This window comes from Vreelandella neptunia, assembly GCF_022489065.1.
GTDB lineage: Bacteria > Pseudomonadota > Gammaproteobacteria > Pseudomonadales > Halomonadaceae > Vreelandella > Vreelandella neptunia_A.
Genome location: NZ_JAKVTW010000001.1, coordinates 733156 through 749631, shown reverse-complemented (window position 1 = coordinate 749631; position 16476 = coordinate 733156). Strand labels below are relative to the sequence as shown.

Genomic DNA, 16476 nt, shown 5'->3' with positions numbered 1-16476 from the left:
TGTGGCGAAGCATTTTTTTAATGGCTCTTTGTTAGCGACTATCGTGCCCCAAAACCCGCCTAGTTTAGCACAGCCAATCAAAAGCATAGATGATTTGACCATAAGCACTATTTTGCCGCTTTAACCGCTAGGCCGTACAATGGCAATATTCAACGCTAACACCCTAAGGAATGCTCACGCCCATGCGCGCCAGCCAATTACTGATTGCCACACTCAAAGAGACTCCGGCCGACGCCGAAGTCATTAGCCACCAGCTAATGCTACGCGCCGGTATGATTCGCCGTTTAACGTCAGGGCTTTATACGTGGCTGCCACTTGGTCTGCGCACGTTGCGTAAAGTAGAAGCCATCGTACGTGAAGAGATGAACCGCGCAGGCGCTCAAGAAGTGCTTATGCCTGCTGTTCAACCGGCGGAGCTATGGCAAGAGTCTGGCCGTTGGGAGCAGTACGGTCCTGAACTTTTACGTTTAAAAGATCGCCATGACCGCGACTACTGCGTTGGCCCGACCCACGAAGAGGTCATTACCGACCTAGTGCGTAAAGAGATCGCCAGCTACAAGCAACTGCCGGTTAATTTCTACCAGATTCAAACCAAATTCCGCGACGAGATTCGCCCTCGCTTTGGGGTGATGCGCTCGCGCGAGTTCATTATGAAGGACGCCTACTCCTTCCACCTGGATGAGGCCTCGCTAAAGCAGACCTATCAAGATATGTACGATGCCTACACGCGTATTTTCACGCGTTTAGGGCTTAACTTTCGCCCCGTGATTGCCGACAACGGCTCAATCGGCGGCACCGGCTCCCACGAATTCCACGTGCTTGCGGACTCCGGCGAAGACGATATCGTGTTCTCCAACTCTTCTGACTACGCGGCCAACATGGAAAAAGCCGAGGCGCTGCCCGCCCCGCTCGGCAGCCAGGCGACCCGTGCAGAGCCAGGCGAAGAGCTGCGTTTAGTCGACACCCCAAACGCCAAGACCATTGCGACACTGGTTGAGCAGTTCAAACTGCCGATTGAAAAAACCGTTAAAACGCTGATGGTTCACGCCGCTGAAGGCGGCCTCATCGCGCTACTGATACGTGGTGACCATGAGTTAAACGAAGTTAAAGCAGAAAACCTGCCCGCCGTCGCCGCACCGTTGACCATGGCCAGCGAAGAGGAGATCCGCGCGGCCGTCGGCGCAGGCCCAGGGTCGCTTGGCCCGGTCGGCCTTAAGATGCCGGTGATCATTGACCGTAGCGTGGCACTGATGAGCGACTTCGGCGCCGGAGCCAACGTGGATGACAAACACTACTTCGGCATTAACTGGGAGCGCGATGTGGCCCTGCCGGAAGTCGCCGATCTACGCAATGTCGTCGAAGGTGATCCGTCTCCCGATGGTCAAGGTACGCTCTCCATCAAACGCGGCATCGAAGTCGGTCACGTTTTCCAGCTTGGCCAAAAGTACTCTCAGGCCATGAATGCCAACGTGTTGGGTGATAACGGCAAAACCAGCCATCCTTGGATGGGTTGCTACGGTATCGGTGTGACCCGCGTGGTCGCCGCCGCCATTGAACAGAACCACGACGAATCCGGCATTATCTGGCCCAATGCGATTGCACCGTTCCAAGTGGCACTGGTGCCAATGAACGCGCATAAGTCCCAACGTGTTCGCGAAGAGTCTGAACGCCTTTACCAAGCGCTCACCGCCGCAGGCGTAGACGTACTGCTGGACGACCGTGACACCCGCCCCGGCGTTAAGTTTGCCGATCTGGAACTGATGGGCGTGCCTCATCGATTGGTGATTGGTGACCGTGGTTTAGACAACGGTGAACTGGAATACAAAGGCCGTCGGGATAGCGAAGCAACGATGGTGCCTGCTGATCAAATTATCGACTTTTTGTGTGAGAAGTCCCGCTAGAACCCCAAAGGTTGCCACCGCGCGAGGGGCTATGCATCTTGCGCGGTGGTCAATGACGGCACGCTGGCTAAGCATTGCTGTAACGCTTAGCGTGATGCTGCCCGGAAGCGCTCAGCCATTAGCAGCACAACCGCTGCCACCGGCTCTGCGACCCACCCTCGAAACGGCCAACCTGCAGCATCAAACCGCTCAACAGCAGTGGGCTGCACGGCAGTGGCGAATGCAAATGGATTCGCCGCTGTCGCGTTTCGTTGATGATGCTACGCAACGCCAAACACTGCTCACGCGCATCTATCAAGAAGCCAGACTGGCAGGCTTACCACCGGATTTAATACTCGCCTTGATTCAGGTAGAGAGCGCTTTTAAAACAGACGCTATTTCGTCTGCAGGGGCGGTCGGCTTAATGCAAATCATGCCTTTTTGGGTCAGCGAGCTGGGGCTACCGATCGATGATTTAACTCACCCGCCGCGTAATCTGCGCTATGGCTGTACGATTCTGGCGCACTACTTGGCCATTGAGAATGGCGACTTTACCCGTGCATTGGCGCGCTATAATGGCAGCTTGGGGGAAACGTGGTACCCAGAACGCGTTATGCATGCCTGGCGAGACACTTGGCGCCAGCCTTAGGCCGCGTTAATAGACGCTAGGAGCAGGCTCGATTAAGCCAACGGCTAAAAACTGCCCCATCAGTTCGGCCATGTCCCTACGTACTTGCTCAAGCGAGACGGGCATAAAAAATGCTACCAGCGTTTGACTTAACTCCTCGATCGTCAGCGCTTCATGCTGTAGTAACGCCCACGCCGCTCGGCTAGTCACGTTCATGCGATGAATCGCACCGCCCTCTTCCACAATCACGAATAGCTCATCGCCCAACGGGTACTCGTGCGCCGTGTGACGTGCTCGCCAATAACGATGATCGCTTCTATCCAGCGCCGCTGCCTCAGGCATAGCCGCTGCCTGGGAGGGCGATGTGTAAGTAGACGGCTGGGCGTGAAGCGCCCCTTTTAGCTCGCGCCCTACAAACGCGGCCGCTTCGTAAGCATCTGAATAGCGCAGTAGGAAACAGGGCATCCGCTGGACCAGCGGCCAGAATTTATCAATCAGCTCCTGGTCGGAAAGCGTATCAGCAAAGTTTTGCTGTAACAGTTGCCACAATCCTTCTCCGTGCTGCAGCGAGGTAAATTGTGGGCTGCCAACACTGTTATCGCGGTCAATCAATATAATGGCGCTTACCGGACTCTGCTCTCCATGACTGGCCAACAGGGTGTCATCCAGTGCCACATAGCCATACCGCTCATCGCTCGGCCCTCGGTGCTGATGAATAAAGTCCTGAAGCTCATCCGCAATAGTGGTTGGAAGAGGCAAACGCAAGCGTGGCGCGATACCTAGCGAAACACCTTTCCCCTGGGGCGTTAGCGCCACTACATCATCGCCAAATACGCGATATCCAGCGGCAGCAAACGCACAGGTAAGCGTGCTTTTACCGGCACGGTGCGACTCTGGAAAAATGACTAATTGGCTATCTATCTCAACCGCACCGCAGTGCAATCCAATGTAGTCAGGGTGCTGGCGCAAATATGCCCCTGACATATCCGCAATAACGCTGCACGCGGTGCTCACTGATGTTTCAAGCCACATGCCTCCGGGTGGCAGTGCAGGTGCCTGCTGCCAGAAGCCCTCCTGCTGCTGCCAAACACACACCTTAGGCTCAGCAGTCTGGCGCGGGCACTCCGTCAGCGTCCAGCCAGGCATCGCAGCCTGCAGAACGGGTAATAGAGACTGGGCACCGACCAGTCGAAGACAAGGGCCTATACCCGGAAGTGCAAAGTCAGATATGGCTTTCATAGTAAGCCTCACCAGCGATGCGGCAGTAACCGACTAAAACGCAGTTCAATCACACCATCACGCTCCCCGCGCGCACGTTCGTTTCGCTCGTAAGGGCGCGAATGCCCTTTCTGACGATGTTCATTTGAGCGTGTATAACCATGCCGAGAGTACTCAGGCCGTGAATAATCTGGCCTAGCATAATTAGGTCGAGAATAGTTAGGTTGAGAATAACTAGGTCGAGAATAGTTAGGTTGAGAATAACTAGGTCGCGAGTAGTTCGGTCGCGAGTAATTGGGTTGTGAATGGCTGGGGCGCGAATGACTGGGGCGTGAAAAATTAGGCCGCGAATGCTTTGGACGCGAATGCCCACGATGATGGCCAGGCCTGCTAGGGCGAGAGCGCCCATGGTCACGCGCCTCGGCTTGATCCATCGACAGCAGCGTCGGGGCTACATACAAAGCCGCCGCGCCTAACCCCAGGCTAGCCAATACCTGTCGGCGTGATCGCCGCTGCTTCAGCAGTGTAGTTACTTGATCCTGAGTGCTCATATCACTTCTCCGCAGTTATCGAACACCGTTTTCTCAGTATTCACTTTAACCACAGCTTCAACAGAGCGCCACTGATCGGGGCCGCTTTCCCCATTGTTTACTCTTTTTTGCAAGTGTTGGCTTACCGTTAAGCCAAAAGCATGACTTTCTTGCATAATCCTTTCACTATTGGGCACAACGCAGCGTCAGCGAAACGTTGTCAATGACAAACATTATTAGCTCAACGTGGGATGCCGATTTCAATGCCAACACAAAAACATGGTCTATATAGGGGGTTTATCAGCCAATACACCGCTTCGTTATGTTTACTGGCGATCTCCCTATTTAGTACCAGCGCTAACGCTGCACAGATAATCATAAACAGTACTGAAGGATTACCGCTTGAAGATGCCGTTGTAGAGGTTTACTACAACTCAGCAGCGGCCAGGCAGCCGCAAGAGCAGAATATCTATCAGCGCGATGCGGCCTTCCACCCGAACGTGCTAACGGTGCCCACCGGTAGTTATGTGGCGTTTCCCAACCAGGACACCACACGCCATCACGTTTACTCCTTTTCACCGGCTAAAATCTTTGATTTAAATCTTTATCTACAGGAAACACCCCCGCCCGTTCATTTTGATCAGGCGGGGGTCGTCGTGCTGGGATGCAATATCCACGATCATATGCAGGCATTTATTGTGGTTAGCAATGCCCCATACGCCGCATCAACCGGCGTAGAAGGCACGCTGACCCTGCCCGCTTTGCCGCCTGGTCAGCATCGGGTTCGCGTATGGCATCCCCGCCTCGATGACAGTCAGCAAGTGTGGTGGGAAGGCGTCATTACCGATACAGACCAACTGGAAGTCCGTTTAGAACTGAATGCGCTACCGCCACCGGCGCCAACGCTATCCCCTCTTCAGCAACGGTTTAGAGATGCTAGCTAGGCATAACGCACTGTTTACAGGATGTTGATCCGCCATTTTTAGAGGTCGCTATGCGCTTTAGAACGCGCTTGATGCTGGTACTGCTTACGGTGGTGATTGTCTCCCAACTGGCCACCGGTGTGGCATTTCTACGCGCTACCCAAAACGATGTGCTTGCCAAGGGCTCCCAGCGTTTAGAGGTAGGGGCCAACGTGTTGCAGCAGTTGCTGGATGCGCGCGGCGAACAATTAAGCAATAACGTCGCCATTCTCGCCGATGATTTCGGTTTCAAAAGCGTCGTTTCAACTCAGGCTACCGACACTCTGTACTCCGTTCTGGCCAACCATGGTGACCGCGCAAACGCTGACATGGTGCTTTTAACCGGCTTGGATGGGCATATTTTGGCGAGCAGCCATCATGCGCAAAATAGCCCGATGCCTTTCCCTCATTTGTTGGAGCGGGCACGCCAAGAGGGCGCCGCGGTGAGCGTTGTGATTGCTGAGGGTCAGCCGTATGAGTTTGCGCTGCTGCCCGTGCGTGCGCCCAATCTGATTGGATGGGTCGGTATGGGCATTTTAATTAATGAGGCGGTCACGGGGGAGATAAACTCACTCACGGGGCTCGATATCAGTGTCGTCAACTACCGAAATGACGGTGAAATCAGCTACCTTGCAAGCTCTCACCGTGAGCAGTTAGCGATGCAACTGATGAGTGGTAACAGTGACGAGCTCATAAAAGGAGAATACTCCTATAGCAGTCAAATGACGCCGGATGCGGAGTATCTCTCTTATGCCAGCTCACTCTATGCTGATGAGACAAATCAGACCTATGCGTTACTGCAACTCTCCCGCAACGACCTACTCGGCGCTTATCGTTCATTGCAGTGGCAGCTGCTGGGTATCGTTGCCTTAATCCTGCTGTTTACCATATTGGTGGCCATGTGGAGCGCACGCAGTATGAGCAAACCTCTCATGGTGCTCGCCAATGCAGCGCAGCGGATCGGCAAAGGCGAGCGAGTCAGCTACTTACCGATTGGCGCCGAACGCAGTGAAGCAGGGCTTTTAGCCTCGACACTGCTCTCCATGCAAGACGGTATCGCCCAACGAGAGGCCGTGCTCCATCATCAGTCCCGACACGATTTACTGACCGATCTCCCCAACCGGATCAGCGCTCAGGAAGATATCAATCGTTTAATCCAAAAAGGCGACCCCTTCACCCTACTGCGGCTGGCGGTTAATAATTTTCGCGACATTAATGACACCTTTGGCTATGCGCTAGGGGATCATTTACTGGTTACTCTGGCCAATCGTTTACAACATTTGCCGACGCCCGAGAACAAAGCCTATCGGCTGGATGGCGATGAGCTGCTACTGCTCGTCAAGCAACCGAGTAGCAGCCTTGCGTGGCGTACCCATCTCTTTAACACCCTCAGTCAGCCAATAGATTTGGATAAATCCCCCATCACCCCTTCACTTTCAGCGGGTGAAACTAACTACCCCGACCATGGTGATAGCCCTCAACTCTTATTACGCCGTGCCGATATAGCGTTAGATATGGCGCGCCGCCATCGTCATTCGCATCAACACTACCTTGAAGGGCAAGATGAGCGTCATTTGCGCCAGCTAACGCTTATTCGTGATCTACAGGATGCGGTCGGCAATGGTGAACTTTGGATGGCGTATCAACCCAAGGTGGATTCCCGCACTGGCATGGTGAATCAGTTCGAGGCGTTGATGCGTTGGCGTCATCCTTCACTGGGGTTTGTGCCACCGGATGAGTTTATTGGATTAGCCGAACGCTCGGGCAATATTCGCATGCTAAGCCAATGGATGTTAACCCACGTTTGCGCCCAGCTGCAGCTGTGGCAACAGCATGGTTATCACCTATCGGTCGCTGTAAACCTATCTGCCAGTGATGTGATGGACCCGCAATTAGCCACACACCTAGCGAATCTACTAAACCGCCATCAGCTCTCTCCAGAACAGCTGAGTTTAGAGGTGACTGAAAGCGCGGTGATGCAGGATGTCGATACGGCCACGGCCACCCTGCAGGAGCTTAATCGTCTGGGGCTGAAAATCGCCATTGATGACTACGGCACTGGCTACTCCTCGCTGGCACAAATCAAACGCCTGCCCGTGGATGAGCTCAAGATCGACAAGTCATTTGTATTGGCCATTGATTCCCAAAAAGATGATTTCACAATCGTCCGCTCAACCATCGAGATGGGTCACAGCTTAGGCCTGCGACTAGTCGCTGAAGGTGTTGAGAACCGTGCCAGCGCCGAGCTGCTAAGCAAGCTCGGCTGTGACTATTTACAGGGGTACTGGATTGCGAAACCGATGCCCAGTGAGGCGCTTACCGACTGGCTGGATAATTTTATCCCGCTAGTACTTCCCCACCCTGCTATATCGCCATGAGAAAATTAACTAGAGAACACCATGACGTTACGCCGCACAGTTTTACCGAACATGCCTTCGTCCTCAAGTTTAACGAAGGGCTTACTTCGCCATGGTGTGGTCGCCTGTATCGCCATTAGCCTAGCGTTAGCAGCGACGCCTACGCTTGCCGGTAGCCGTATTTTGGGAACTGGCGGGGTCAGTGCGATAGAGGGCGCGGCAGGCGGTGGTTTATCACCCTGGGCAATGCTATCGAGCACAGCAAGCGAGCAGGAAGTAGGCGTAACGGCTAGCGCTACGCGCGCCTGGGTAGACGATTACCGGCTAACGGTGAGCGGTGCCAGCGTGAATATTTATGATCGTGTTGAAGTCTCTGTCGCTCGTCAAACTCTTGATTTGGACACTCTGGGGGGCGAACTAGAACAAGATATTTACGGAGCCAAGATACGCCTACTGGGCGATGTGCTCTATCACCCATGGGGCATTTGGAGTGTGGGGATACAACACAAACGACTAGTGGATGGCACTACCCCCACCGCACTGGGCGCCGATGAAACCCGCGGCACCGATGCGTATCTTAGCGCCAGCAAGCTACTGTTTAGTGCTTTTGCGGGGCGCAACGTGCTGCTTAACGCGTCCCTGCGCAACACAGACGCCAACCAGGGCGGCCTGCTTGGCTTTGGCGGCGACCAGGGCAACCGTGCGTGGGTGGCAGAGGGCAGTGTGGGGGTGTTTGTTACCCCGCAGTGGGTGATAGGCACCGAGTATCGTCAGAAGCCCGATAATCTAAGCGTAGCGAGAGAGGACGACTGGCAAAGCCTCTACAGCGCCTATTTCTTCAATAAGCACTTATCGCTAACGGGCGCGTGGCTGGATTTGGGCGACATTGCCGGCCTCCCTTCCCAGCGCGGCGGCTATCTTTCACTTCAAGCAGCTTTTTAAGCGGGGCGCTATGACTTATCAACGCAGACACCCTTCCATGCGCCGCTGTTTAATAGCGCTCCTGTTTGCAGGGAGCGCCTTTACGCTCGCAGGCTGTGCTCATCATTCCACATCAACGACACTCTACGAGCGCCTGGGCGGAGAAACATCTATCGATGGGGTGGTCGAAAATTTCTTATACCGCATTGCAGATGACGCCGATATGGTGGGCTTTTTCGCTAATACCAACATTGATTATTTTGCCGCCTCACTGGCCAGCAAGCTGTGCGATGTTAGCGATGGCCCCTGCCGCTATGAAGGCCCGCCAATGGATCGTGCTCATCAAAATATGGGGCTGACAGATGTCCATTTTAATCGCCTAGTGGAACATCTTGATGCCGCCATGCAGGAAGAAGGTATTGGCCTTCGCGCGCGAAACGAACTGCTGGGCAGGCTCGCCCCCATGTACTCAGAGGTTATTCGTCTTCAGTAACCTGCCAGCCGTCGCGCCCCGCCGCTTTAACCCGGTAAAGCGCTTTGTCTGCGGCTTCATAAGCGTAGGCAAAGGTGTGTTCGCCAGCCACAAAGCGGCTGCCGCCAACGCTCAAGGTAACGCCTTTGTTATCGGGATGGGCGGGGTGTGCAAAGTTCGCTTCATGCAACCCTTTAATCAGCTGTTGGCAATAGTTTTTCAGCGTTGCCGTGTCTGGGCAAAGCAGTAATGCTGCGAACTCATCCCCGCCTAGGCGGTAGAGTTGCGCTTCATCATTAAACGTTTGACCAATCAGTGTGGCCAATTGGCGTAAAAGCGTATCGCCTTGTGGGTGCCCGTAGGCATCGTTGTACTGCTTGAAAAAGTCGATGTCGACCAGAATCAGACCCAGCGACTGGTGCTTTTTCGCCAATACATCCTGATGCAGGGCGCTACGGTTACCAATGCCGGTCAGCGGGTCACGCATAGCGCGCTGCATCCACTCAAACGTCTCTTGCGTCGCATAATCGGTGCGGCGTAATTGTCGCTCATGCAGCCACCAAAAGACCAAGCCCATTACAAAAATCAACAGGCTGGAATAGGTCAGTACTTGATTATGCTGGCGGGTGCTTTCTGAAAAATCATTTATCGCCATCCCACGGCGGTCTAGCTGGCTCATCTCAATATGCGTCAAACACTCAATGGGCATAAATAACTCGCTGACCGCAACGACAGGTGCTATCTCACGTTGCTGCAAACGTGCCATCAAGCGATCCATATCCATCAGGCTTGGTTCCGCGCACTCATATTGGCGCCGGTAAACATGCACATCGAATAAACCGTAGGCGAGCTCTATATTGACGAGGGCAGCGTCAAACGCCTCTAGTTCAGGTTGATCGCTGAGCAGTTCGGTTTGGGCTTGTTGCAGATAAACACGCGATCGGGTCGCCAATTGCTGGCCGGTTAAACTGCCCGTTTGGCTGAAGTAAGCCTGTATTTCAGGGTAAACCCAGCGCGACTCATAGACAATCAACACCATCAGTCCCAAAAAACTCATCAAACTTAATGATAGCCACGTTAAATAGCGATGCTGACGCGCTATGACGCGCGGCCGCATTGATGGCTGAACAGAAGGCTTGATTTTGGATGTCACCACTTCGCCTCTATGCTACGAATCATCCAGATCCAGTCATTGAAATCACGAAGGTTCTCAACATCGCGATCACCATAGTCGCGCTCAACTAGCCGAGCGGGGCCTCGTGTCCGAATGGTTAGCGGATCACCATCTTCCAACGTAATTAAATACCAGTTGGGGTCATCCCACCCTTCAAGGGTAACTTCGTAGTCGTCCCAGGCGGTAAAGTGAAGCGCTGGCGGCACGGCGCCGAAGTGATCGATCAGAAAGCTACGAAACGCAACGCCCTGCATCTCTACATCGCGCCCCTGATAGGGGTCATAGAGCGTAAACGTGGTGTCAGAGATAGCACGCAAATCACTTAAGGCGATCTTTTGAGTAACATCGCCATTGATCATATTGAGCGCTTGGGCAAAGGCCGCCGTGGGGAGCGTTATACCCACAAAAATCAACACGCACGCTAAACGATCGCGTGCGCCAACCCATGGCCTGCGGTGTAAGGCAACTGCATTCATGGCTACGTATCCTGGAAGGCTCATTCCTTCGACGAACTTTACCAGAGCACGACCTGCATTGCTCTTCAACGCACACTATCTGCTTTCAACTCACGGTGTCTTTAGGATCTGTTCGTTATTAAGCCCATAAAAAAGCCAGCCCAATGTGGGCTGGCAAAAGGAGGCTTACTAAATTAGCAATCCCCCTCCCCTGACAACGGTAATATTAAAGCGGGTCAGCTATTCTTTTTGCGCTCATCTTTACGCAGATGATCGCGAATCACGAAGCCGACCCAACCCACCATGAAAGCGATCACTAAAGCGACGGTGGCCAAGCCGAAAATAATTGTGTCATCCCAATACATGGTGAACCCTCCCGCCGTGATGTATGCATTAATACTAGTCACTCGATAGCGGGAGGATACTGACCTGGATCAAGTTACAGGGAGCGGAGGAAAACGGTTAAACCATAAATTGATGCCGATCAATTTATGGCTGCTGTTGGCACTACAGAACTTAGCTTTACAGTTCCGGGCACTACAGCACCTTGCGGTCTTCGACTTTACTATGCTCCGTGCCCGGCGGTAGCGGGTGGCCTTTCGCCAGTTCAGCTCGGGTGGCTTCGCGCACGTCTAAAATGGTTACCTGATAGTTCAGCGTACGGCCCGCCAGGGGGTGGTTGGTATCCACGGTGACCCGATCGCCATTCATTTCCAGCACGGTGACGATTTGCGGCCCTGCCTCTCCTTCGGTTTGAAAGCGGCTGCCGGGCGCGAGTTCTGCGCTGCCAAAAGAGCCGCGACTAACCTCTTGTACCAAATCCTCGTTGCGCACCCCGTAGGCATCTGCGGGCATTAATTGAACGCTTAGCTCGGCGCCAACCGTTTGGCCCGCTAACGCGCTCTCCAACCCAGGTACAATATTGTCGTGCCCATGCAAGTACTCCAATGGCTTATTGCGTGCCTGAGAGTCATCCAGTACCTGTTTGCTACCATCGTTGAGCACGTCGCTAAGAACATAGTGCAAGGTAACTACCTGATGCGCCGTAATCGACATAGAAAACTCCTCTCCGGTAAGCTGTCGGCTTTGTAATCGAACACTGCGTAAGTTTACCACTTGGCCGTTGCCAACGTCTTTCCACCAGGAGTAGCGTTTAATGTTAAACCCCACCCCCCAGCGCAGTTGGCTTGCTGCGCTGGCTATTTATTGTCGTGCGCCCGTTATTACCATGCTGTTTTTGGGGTTTTCTGCAGGCCTGCCATTTCTGCTGGTATTTTCCACGCTCTCCGCCTGGCTACGAAGCGATGGCGTTGAAGTTGCGGCAATTGGCTTTTTTGCCTGGATCGGCATGCTCTACTCAATCAAGTTTTTCTGGGCGCCGGTGGTGGACCGATTAGCGCTACCGCTGCTAACCCGCGCCCTTGGCCAACGCCGCGGCTGGATGCTGCTTGCCCAAGGGATGATTGCCGCCGGGCTGGTGGGGCTAGCTGGCTTAAGCCCGGTGGGCAACCTTGGGTGGGTTGCCATGTTTGCACTTATGGTGGCCTTTGGCTCTGCCACTCAAGACATTGCCATTGACGCTTACCGCATTGAATCCGCCGATGACGATGTTCAAGCCGCCATGGCATCGACCTATATTATTGGCTATCGCGGCGGCTTACTGGCTGCCGGCGCCGGGGCGCTCTATATCGCCGCGTCAGCATCCTGGAACGTTGCCTACCTCAGCATGGCGGCACTAATGAGCATTGGCGCGCTGACAGTGCTGCTGCGCCCGGAGCCCAAACGAGCATCGCTCTCTATTCAGCTGATTCACGAACCCAAAGTACGTGCGTTTATTCGTGCCAGCCGAGGCAAACCGAAAATGCTTCGCCGCCTGGGGGCCTGGAGTATTGGCGCATTAGTGTGCCCCTTCACCGATTTCTTCAGCCGTTATGGCGTGAAAGCGCTATGGATATTGGTGTTTATCGCAGTATTTAGGATTAGCGACCTGGCTATGGCGTCCATGGCCAATCCACTCTATATCGACCTGGGCTTCACGCTGGCAGAGATCGCCAACGTGACCAACATATTTGGCATTGCGATGAGTATTACCGGGGGGATTTTAGGCGGGCTTTTCGTGGCGCGCTACGGTATCGGCCCGTTGCTGATTTTTGGCGCAGCGCTGGTGATGGTAACCAACCTGCTGTTTGCCTTACTGGCGATGGTGGGCAATCAGCTACCGATGCTAGTGGTGACGATTATTGGCGATAACCTCGCCAACGGCTTAGCCAGCGCGGTGTTTATCGCCTTCCTTTCCAGCCTTACATCACGCGCTTATACCGCAACGCAGTACGCGCTGTTCTCATCGCTGATGACGCTACCAGGAAAGTTTTTGAGCGGGTTTGGCGGTCTGGTCGTTACTGCTCAGGGCTACCCAAGCTTCTTTGTCATCGCAACGTTGCTAGGCCTGCCTGCTATTATCTTGGCGATTTGGATCAGCCGAGACAAACAGTTAGTACCTACCCCCAAGCCTGCTTAAACAGGCTTGGGGTTTAGACGAGCGAGGTTTAGGCTAGCGGTGGGCTTCTAACCACTCCAGTGCACCGGGCGTTGTGCGCCACTGATCGCGCATCAAGGTGCGATACTGCCACGCTTCCGCCCGTGAGCCCGGGTCAACCTGGCCATCGGGGTGGGGCATGGAAGGCCGCGGGCTCTCCGCACAAATCAGCTCTAACGCATAGCGGTTATGGCCCAGCACATCACCAAGGGCGGTTTCTGCCGCCTCATGCTTTTCTAGCCGGTAAAGCGCCAGCGTTTTGCCCATTAGCAGCCCTAATACTAGCGAACCGTCGTCGTCATTCTCTTCCGCCAGCGCCAGCGCTTCTTCATTGCGGTCATCGCGCAGCAGTTGATCCAGAACCAGTTCGCGCAGGCCCAAGCTATCTTCCTGGTCGATCAGCAGCAGCTCTTCAGCCAACTCACGAGAGTGTTGGCGCGCGCCGCGCTCCATACCCACCACTAACGCTAAACCGGTGCGCAGTAGCATGGCGTTGTTGGCATCGTCCCAGCACAGGTTACCGTCGCCTTCGGCGCGGGCTTGTTCTAACCAGCGCGAAAGGCGCAGCGCCAATGGCTCCAGCAGGCTGGGCGCCATCCAAGGGAGGCTGCCAAAGCGGCTGGTTAGGGCCAGCGTCAAGTCTTGCACTACCTGAGGAGCATCCAACCACTCAGGGTGCGCGCAGAGCGCCGACATCCACTCAATGGCGTTGCCCCAGGGGTCATCGCGAAAGCCCAGCGCGACATCTTCATCCACCAGCACCTGAAACTGCTCATGCCAAGCGGCAAAGAGTGTCTCTTCACGGGCGGTAGTGTTATAGAGCAAACGACCACTTTCAGGGTCGGCACTCACATCGATTTTGGGCGCGGTGGGCAGCGCCGCCAGCAAAGCCTGAAGCGCTACCAGCGGCGTGGCGAGGTCTTCTTCCGCGCTGAGCAGCTGATCAGCCAGCGTTGCGCCAGGGTTATCCGCTAATGCAGCCAGAAACTCCAGTTGATCTTCGTCGAGCTCGCCTTGGCGAACCAAGCGGCGATACCAGAAGTTGGCCCGCTCTTTGGCTTCCTGCTCGTGACCTTCATGCAGCAGCAGCATGGCTTCAATGTAAGCCAAGGTAGGCGAGTCGGGCAGCGCCTGCTGGGCTTTAACAAAGGCACCGCGAGCGCTATCCAGGTCATCGTTATCAAGGTGCATCAAGCACAGCCGCTCAAGAGCAACACCACGTAAGAAGAGAGGCCCGCGCTCCATCACTTCATCGAGCAACTCGGCACGCTTGCGGGTAAAGCCGCGCTCTTGATAAATATCCAGAAGGATTTCAAAAGCGGGTTCCGCCTGTTCCGGCAACCGTGACCAGTCGCTACCATCAAACAGTGACTCGAGAATCTGCATCGCGCGACCCGTCTGGCCACTTTCGGCGGCGATCAGCCCGGCTTCGAGCAGCGCTTGCGGCGGTGCTTGTTGGCTGTCTAATGCCGCTTTCAGGGTGGTGCCCTTCCACTCACGTAGCGATAGCATCCACATCATCTGATCAGGGATATCGGTGGGAAACTCAATCTTATAGCAGCACTGTTTGAACTTACGCCCAGAGTCACACCAGCAAGGCTCATTACGGCCCGGCGTGGCGAGTGGCTCACAGGCAAAACTGAGCCGCTCCAGCGGCGTTTGCGACCACAGCACCGGCGCCAGCGCCTGGGCCATGGCCACATCGCCTTCGAATGAATCCGCGCCCTTGGCGCGCACCCAGGTCATGAAATCCGGATAGTGTTCTTGTTGCCTGATTGCCGAGAGTGCCCCGGAGGCAAATCCCAGCAGCTGATCGACCCATACCGCCAGCATTGCCGTCTCCACTGTGTTTTACGATGACCTGTAATCGATGTCTAAAATGAAAGCGGCATAGTTTATCACGAAGCCCGACGCCCCCGCAGCGGCAATCGTTTTATCGTCAATGGGCTCGTTTAAGTAGTGGCAGTGTACGTTCGTGCATATCCAGCCGTGCGCCCAACCGCACCAGGTTCCAGTAGTGGCCATTCAATGCACGGGAAAGCAGCAGCGTATCTGCTGGCGGCTGCAGGCGATCCATTGCCGCCCATACCTTCGGCATGAGCTCACGTAAACGACGATGCACCCGCACATCGCTGAAATCCTGCTCACCCGGCGCGAACAGCGGCGCAATGCACTCCGCTGATTCGCGATAGAGCGCCAGCGGCGCGCCCTGCCCCTGGCGACCGCCCATCTGCATCAGCGCCTCATCCATGCCCATGGGGTCATGCTTTAACGTGGCATCAAGCAGTTGCATCATTGCCTTTATGCGCGCCTCGGGCACGGCAATCACTGCGCCTAAATCGTAAATCACCAGCCGCCCTTGGGCATCGGCGGCGAAGTTGCCGGCATGGGGATCAGCATGCAGCTCGCCATAGGTAAATAGCTCCTGGGTGATCCAATCCGCTAACGTTTGGGCAATGCCTTGGCGCGTCGCATCATCCGCATCTGCCAGCTCTCGTAACGGTGTGCCGTCGACAAAGCGCATAGCCAGCACGTGTTGCCCGGAAAGCGCTGGCAGCGGCTCGGGAATCACGAGCCGGGGGTCATCTTTATAACGTTCACGGTAACGGACCAATGCATCGGCTTCAGCGTGATAATCCAGTTCGCCCCTTAGGCTTTCGGCAAGCTCATCAAACAGTGCATCCAATCGCGCCTGTGGCACCTTAAACCAACGGCCTAACCGCATAATGCGGCGCACCTGAACCAGATCACTCTCTAATACATCGGCAAGACCTGGATACTGCACTTTGAGCACCACCGTTTCGCCCTCATGAGTGGTTGCCCGATGCACCTGCCCCATGGAAGCACTGGCAAATGGGCGCTCCTCGATTTCGCTGAAGTAGTGATCAATGTCGCCATACTGCAGTACCAATGCTTCACGAATCCGCGGCCACGGCATGGGTTCGGCTTGACGCTGCAGGCGAGCTAACTCCTCAGCAAGATCCGGGGGTAGCAGGTCGTCCCATTGAGACATGATTTGCGCAAGCTTCATGGCTGGGCCTTTAAGCTCTGAAAGCCCTTCAAACAACGCTTCGCCCAGAGCGCGCCAATCCGCCTGACCGCCCAAGCGGGTTTTCAGCAACGCCCCACCGGTGCGTGCACCTAACCCCATCAAACGTCGTGTTCTGCCTTGTTCGCGCATGTTTATGCCTCTTAAAAAACCATCCCGATGACCCAACTCAGTTTCACTACAATCAATTATCTATACACACTTTGTACAACCTAGCAGCATTGACAACTTATCGCATCACTCTACTGCCTTCCTGCCCAACCCACCATTGCCAGTCACTAACCGTGTAAGCCT

Annotated in this window: 15 protein-coding genes; 7 read left to right on the top strand and 8 right to left on the bottom strand. The window is 54.8% G+C overall.

Annotated features, from left to right (window positions below; translation table 11 throughout):
* The first annotated feature begins 182 nt into the window (after positions 1-182).
* Together MLE19_RS03380 and MLE19_RS03375 are read left to right on the top strand one after the other, a co-directional pair.
* Positions 183-1901 (top strand): proline--tRNA ligase, encoded by a 1719-nt coding sequence (locus MLE19_RS03380; RefSeq protein ID WP_240716646.1) that lies wholly within the window; start codon positions 183-185, stop codon positions 1899-1901.
* 31 nt (positions 1902-1932) lie between these two features.
* Positions 1933-2529: a transglycosylase SLT domain-containing protein gene (locus tag MLE19_RS03375; RefSeq protein WP_425356790.1), complete on the top strand. Its 597-nt coding sequence runs from the start codon at positions 1933-1935 to the stop codon at positions 2527-2529.
* A gap of 6 nt (positions 2530-2535) precedes the next feature.
* On the opposite strand, the gene MLE19_RS03370 is transcribed toward MLE19_RS03375, so the two are convergent.
* Together MLE19_RS03370 and MLE19_RS03365 are read right to left on the bottom strand one after the other, a co-directional pair.
* Positions 2536-3747, bottom strand: coding sequence for a PqqD family protein (locus MLE19_RS03370; protein ID WP_240716645.1), 1212 nt, complete (start codon positions 3745-3747; stop codon positions 2536-2538).
* A gap of 49 nt (positions 3748-3796) precedes the next feature.
* Entirely contained in the window at positions 3797-4135 is a 339-nt protein-coding gene (locus MLE19_RS03365; RefSeq protein ID WP_240716644.1) for a hypothetical protein, read from the bottom strand.
* A 384-nt stretch (positions 4136-4519) separates the two neighbouring features.
* On the opposite strand from MLE19_RS03365, the gene MLE19_RS03360 reads away from it, so the two are divergent.
* The 4 genes from MLE19_RS03360 to MLE19_RS03345 are packed head-to-tail and all read left to right on the top strand — an operon-like array spanning position 4520 to position 8989.
* Positions 4520-5200 (top strand): Cupredoxin, encoded by a 681-nt coding sequence (locus MLE19_RS03360; protein ID WP_240716643.1) that lies wholly within the window; start codon positions 4520-4522, stop codon positions 5198-5200.
* A gap of 50 nt (positions 5201-5250) precedes the next feature.
* Complete coding sequence (locus tag MLE19_RS03355; protein ID WP_240716642.1) at positions 5251-7596, top strand: EAL domain-containing protein; 2346 nt, start codon at positions 5251-5253, stop codon at positions 7594-7596.
* A gap of 21 nt (positions 7597-7617) precedes the next feature.
* Entirely contained in the window at positions 7618-8517 is a 900-nt protein-coding gene (locus tag MLE19_RS03350) for a DUF3034 family protein (protein ID WP_240716641.1), read from the top strand.
* 10 nt (positions 8518-8527) lie between these two features.
* The gene (locus tag MLE19_RS03345; RefSeq protein ID WP_240716640.1) at positions 8528-8989 is read left to right on the top strand and encodes a group I truncated hemoglobin; all 462 of its coding nucleotides are present in this window, start codon (positions 8528-8530) and stop codon (positions 8987-8989) included.
* Here the strand turns inward: MLE19_RS03345 and MLE19_RS03340 are convergent.
* The 4 genes from MLE19_RS03340 to MLE19_RS03330 all read right to left on the bottom strand — a co-directional run bounded on the left by MLE19_RS03340 (position 8973) and on the right by MLE19_RS03330 (position 11653).
* Positions 8973-10121 (bottom strand): GGDEF domain-containing protein, encoded by a 1149-nt coding sequence (locus MLE19_RS03340; RefSeq protein ID WP_240716639.1) that lies wholly within the window; start codon positions 10119-10121, stop codon positions 8973-8975. The genes MLE19_RS03345 and MLE19_RS03340 overlap by 17 nt on opposite strands.
* Positions 10118-10618 (bottom strand): hypothetical protein, encoded by a 501-nt coding sequence (locus MLE19_RS03335; RefSeq protein ID WP_240716638.1) that lies wholly within the window; start codon positions 10616-10618, stop codon positions 10118-10120. Before MLE19_RS03335 ends, MLE19_RS03340 begins: the two co-directional genes overlap by 4 nt.
* A 215-nt stretch (positions 10619-10833) precedes the next feature.
* Positions 10834-10962, bottom strand: coding sequence for a cytochrome c oxidase subunit CcoM (ccoM, locus tag MLE19_RS22990; RefSeq protein WP_276322287.1), 129 nt, complete (start codon positions 10960-10962; stop codon positions 10834-10836).
* Positions 10963-11134: 172 nt separating this feature from the next.
* On the bottom strand, positions 11135-11653 hold the full coding sequence (locus MLE19_RS03330) for an FKBP-type peptidyl-prolyl cis-trans isomerase (protein WP_240716637.1): 519 nt from the start codon (positions 11651-11653) through the stop codon (positions 11135-11137).
* A gap of 100 nt (positions 11654-11753) precedes the next feature.
* Between MLE19_RS03330 and MLE19_RS03325 the strand changes: the two genes are divergently transcribed.
* Entirely contained in the window at positions 11754-13115 is a 1362-nt protein-coding gene (locus MLE19_RS03325) for an AmpG family muropeptide MFS transporter (RefSeq protein ID WP_240716636.1), read from the top strand.
* A gap of 33 nt (positions 13116-13148) precedes the next feature.
* Here the strand turns inward: MLE19_RS03325 and MLE19_RS03320 are convergent, their stop codons facing one another.
* Together MLE19_RS03320 and MLE19_RS03315 are read right to left on the bottom strand one after the other, a co-directional pair.
* Positions 13149-14966 carry an SEC-C metal-binding domain-containing protein gene (locus tag MLE19_RS03320; protein ID WP_240716635.1) on the bottom strand — a complete coding sequence of 606 codons (1818 nt, stop codon included), beginning with the start codon at positions 14964-14966 and terminating at the stop codon, positions 13149-13151.
* Between the two features lie 106 nt (positions 14967-15072).
* A complete protein-coding gene (locus tag MLE19_RS03315) occupies positions 15073-16314 on the bottom strand; it encodes an ABC1 kinase family protein (protein WP_240716634.1) in 1242 nt (413 codons plus the stop codon).
* Positions 16315-16476: the final 162 nt, after the last annotated feature.

What these genes read in the sequence shown, in the direction of transcription:
- MLE19_RS03380 (WP_240716646.1), top strand. Translation starts at nt 183, where the DNA reads ATGCGCGCCAGCCAATTACTGATTGCCACACTCAAAGAGACTCCGGCC.
- MLE19_RS03375 (WP_425356790.1), top strand. Translation starts at nt 1,933, where the DNA reads ATGCATCTTGCGCGGTGGTCAATGACGGCACGCTGGCTAAGCATTGCT.
- MLE19_RS03370 (WP_240716645.1), bottom strand. Translation starts at nt 3,747, where the DNA reads ATGAAAGCCATATCTGACTTTGCACTTCCGGGTATAGGCCCTTGTCTT.
- MLE19_RS03365 (WP_240716644.1), bottom strand. Translation starts at nt 4,135, where the DNA reads ATGGGCGCTCTCGCCCTAGCAGGCCTGGCCATCATCGTGGGCATTCGC.
- MLE19_RS03360 (WP_240716643.1), top strand. Translation starts at nt 4,520, where the DNA reads ATGCCAACACAAAAACATGGTCTATATAGGGGGTTTATCAGCCAATAC.
- MLE19_RS03355 (WP_240716642.1), top strand. Translation starts at nt 5,251, where the DNA reads ATGCGCTTTAGAACGCGCTTGATGCTGGTACTGCTTACGGTGGTGATT.
- MLE19_RS03350 (WP_240716641.1), top strand. Translation starts at nt 7,618, where the DNA reads ATGACGTTACGCCGCACAGTTTTACCGAACATGCCTTCGTCCTCAAGT.
- MLE19_RS03345 (WP_240716640.1), top strand. Translation starts at nt 8,528, where the DNA reads ATGACTTATCAACGCAGACACCCTTCCATGCGCCGCTGTTTAATAGCG.
- MLE19_RS03335 (WP_240716638.1), bottom strand. Translation starts at nt 10,618, where the DNA reads ATGAATGCAGTTGCCTTACACCGCAGGCCATGGGTTGGCGCACGCGAT.
- ccoM (WP_276322287.1), bottom strand. Translation starts at nt 10,962, where the DNA reads ATGTATTGGGATGACACAATTATTTTCGGCTTGGCCACCGTCGCTTTA.
- MLE19_RS03330 (WP_240716637.1), bottom strand. Translation starts at nt 11,653, where the DNA reads ATGTCGATTACGGCGCATCAGGTAGTTACCTTGCACTATGTTCTTAGC.
- MLE19_RS03325 (WP_240716636.1), top strand. Translation starts at nt 11,754, where the DNA reads ATGTTAAACCCCACCCCCCAGCGCAGTTGGCTTGCTGCGCTGGCTATT.
- MLE19_RS03320 (WP_240716635.1), bottom strand. Translation starts at nt 14,966, where the DNA reads ATGCTGGCGGTATGGGTCGATCAGCTGCTGGGATTTGCCTCCGGGGCA.
- MLE19_RS03315 (WP_240716634.1), bottom strand. Translation starts at nt 16,314, where the DNA reads ATGCGCGAACAAGGCAGAACACGACGTTTGATGGGGTTAGGTGCACGC.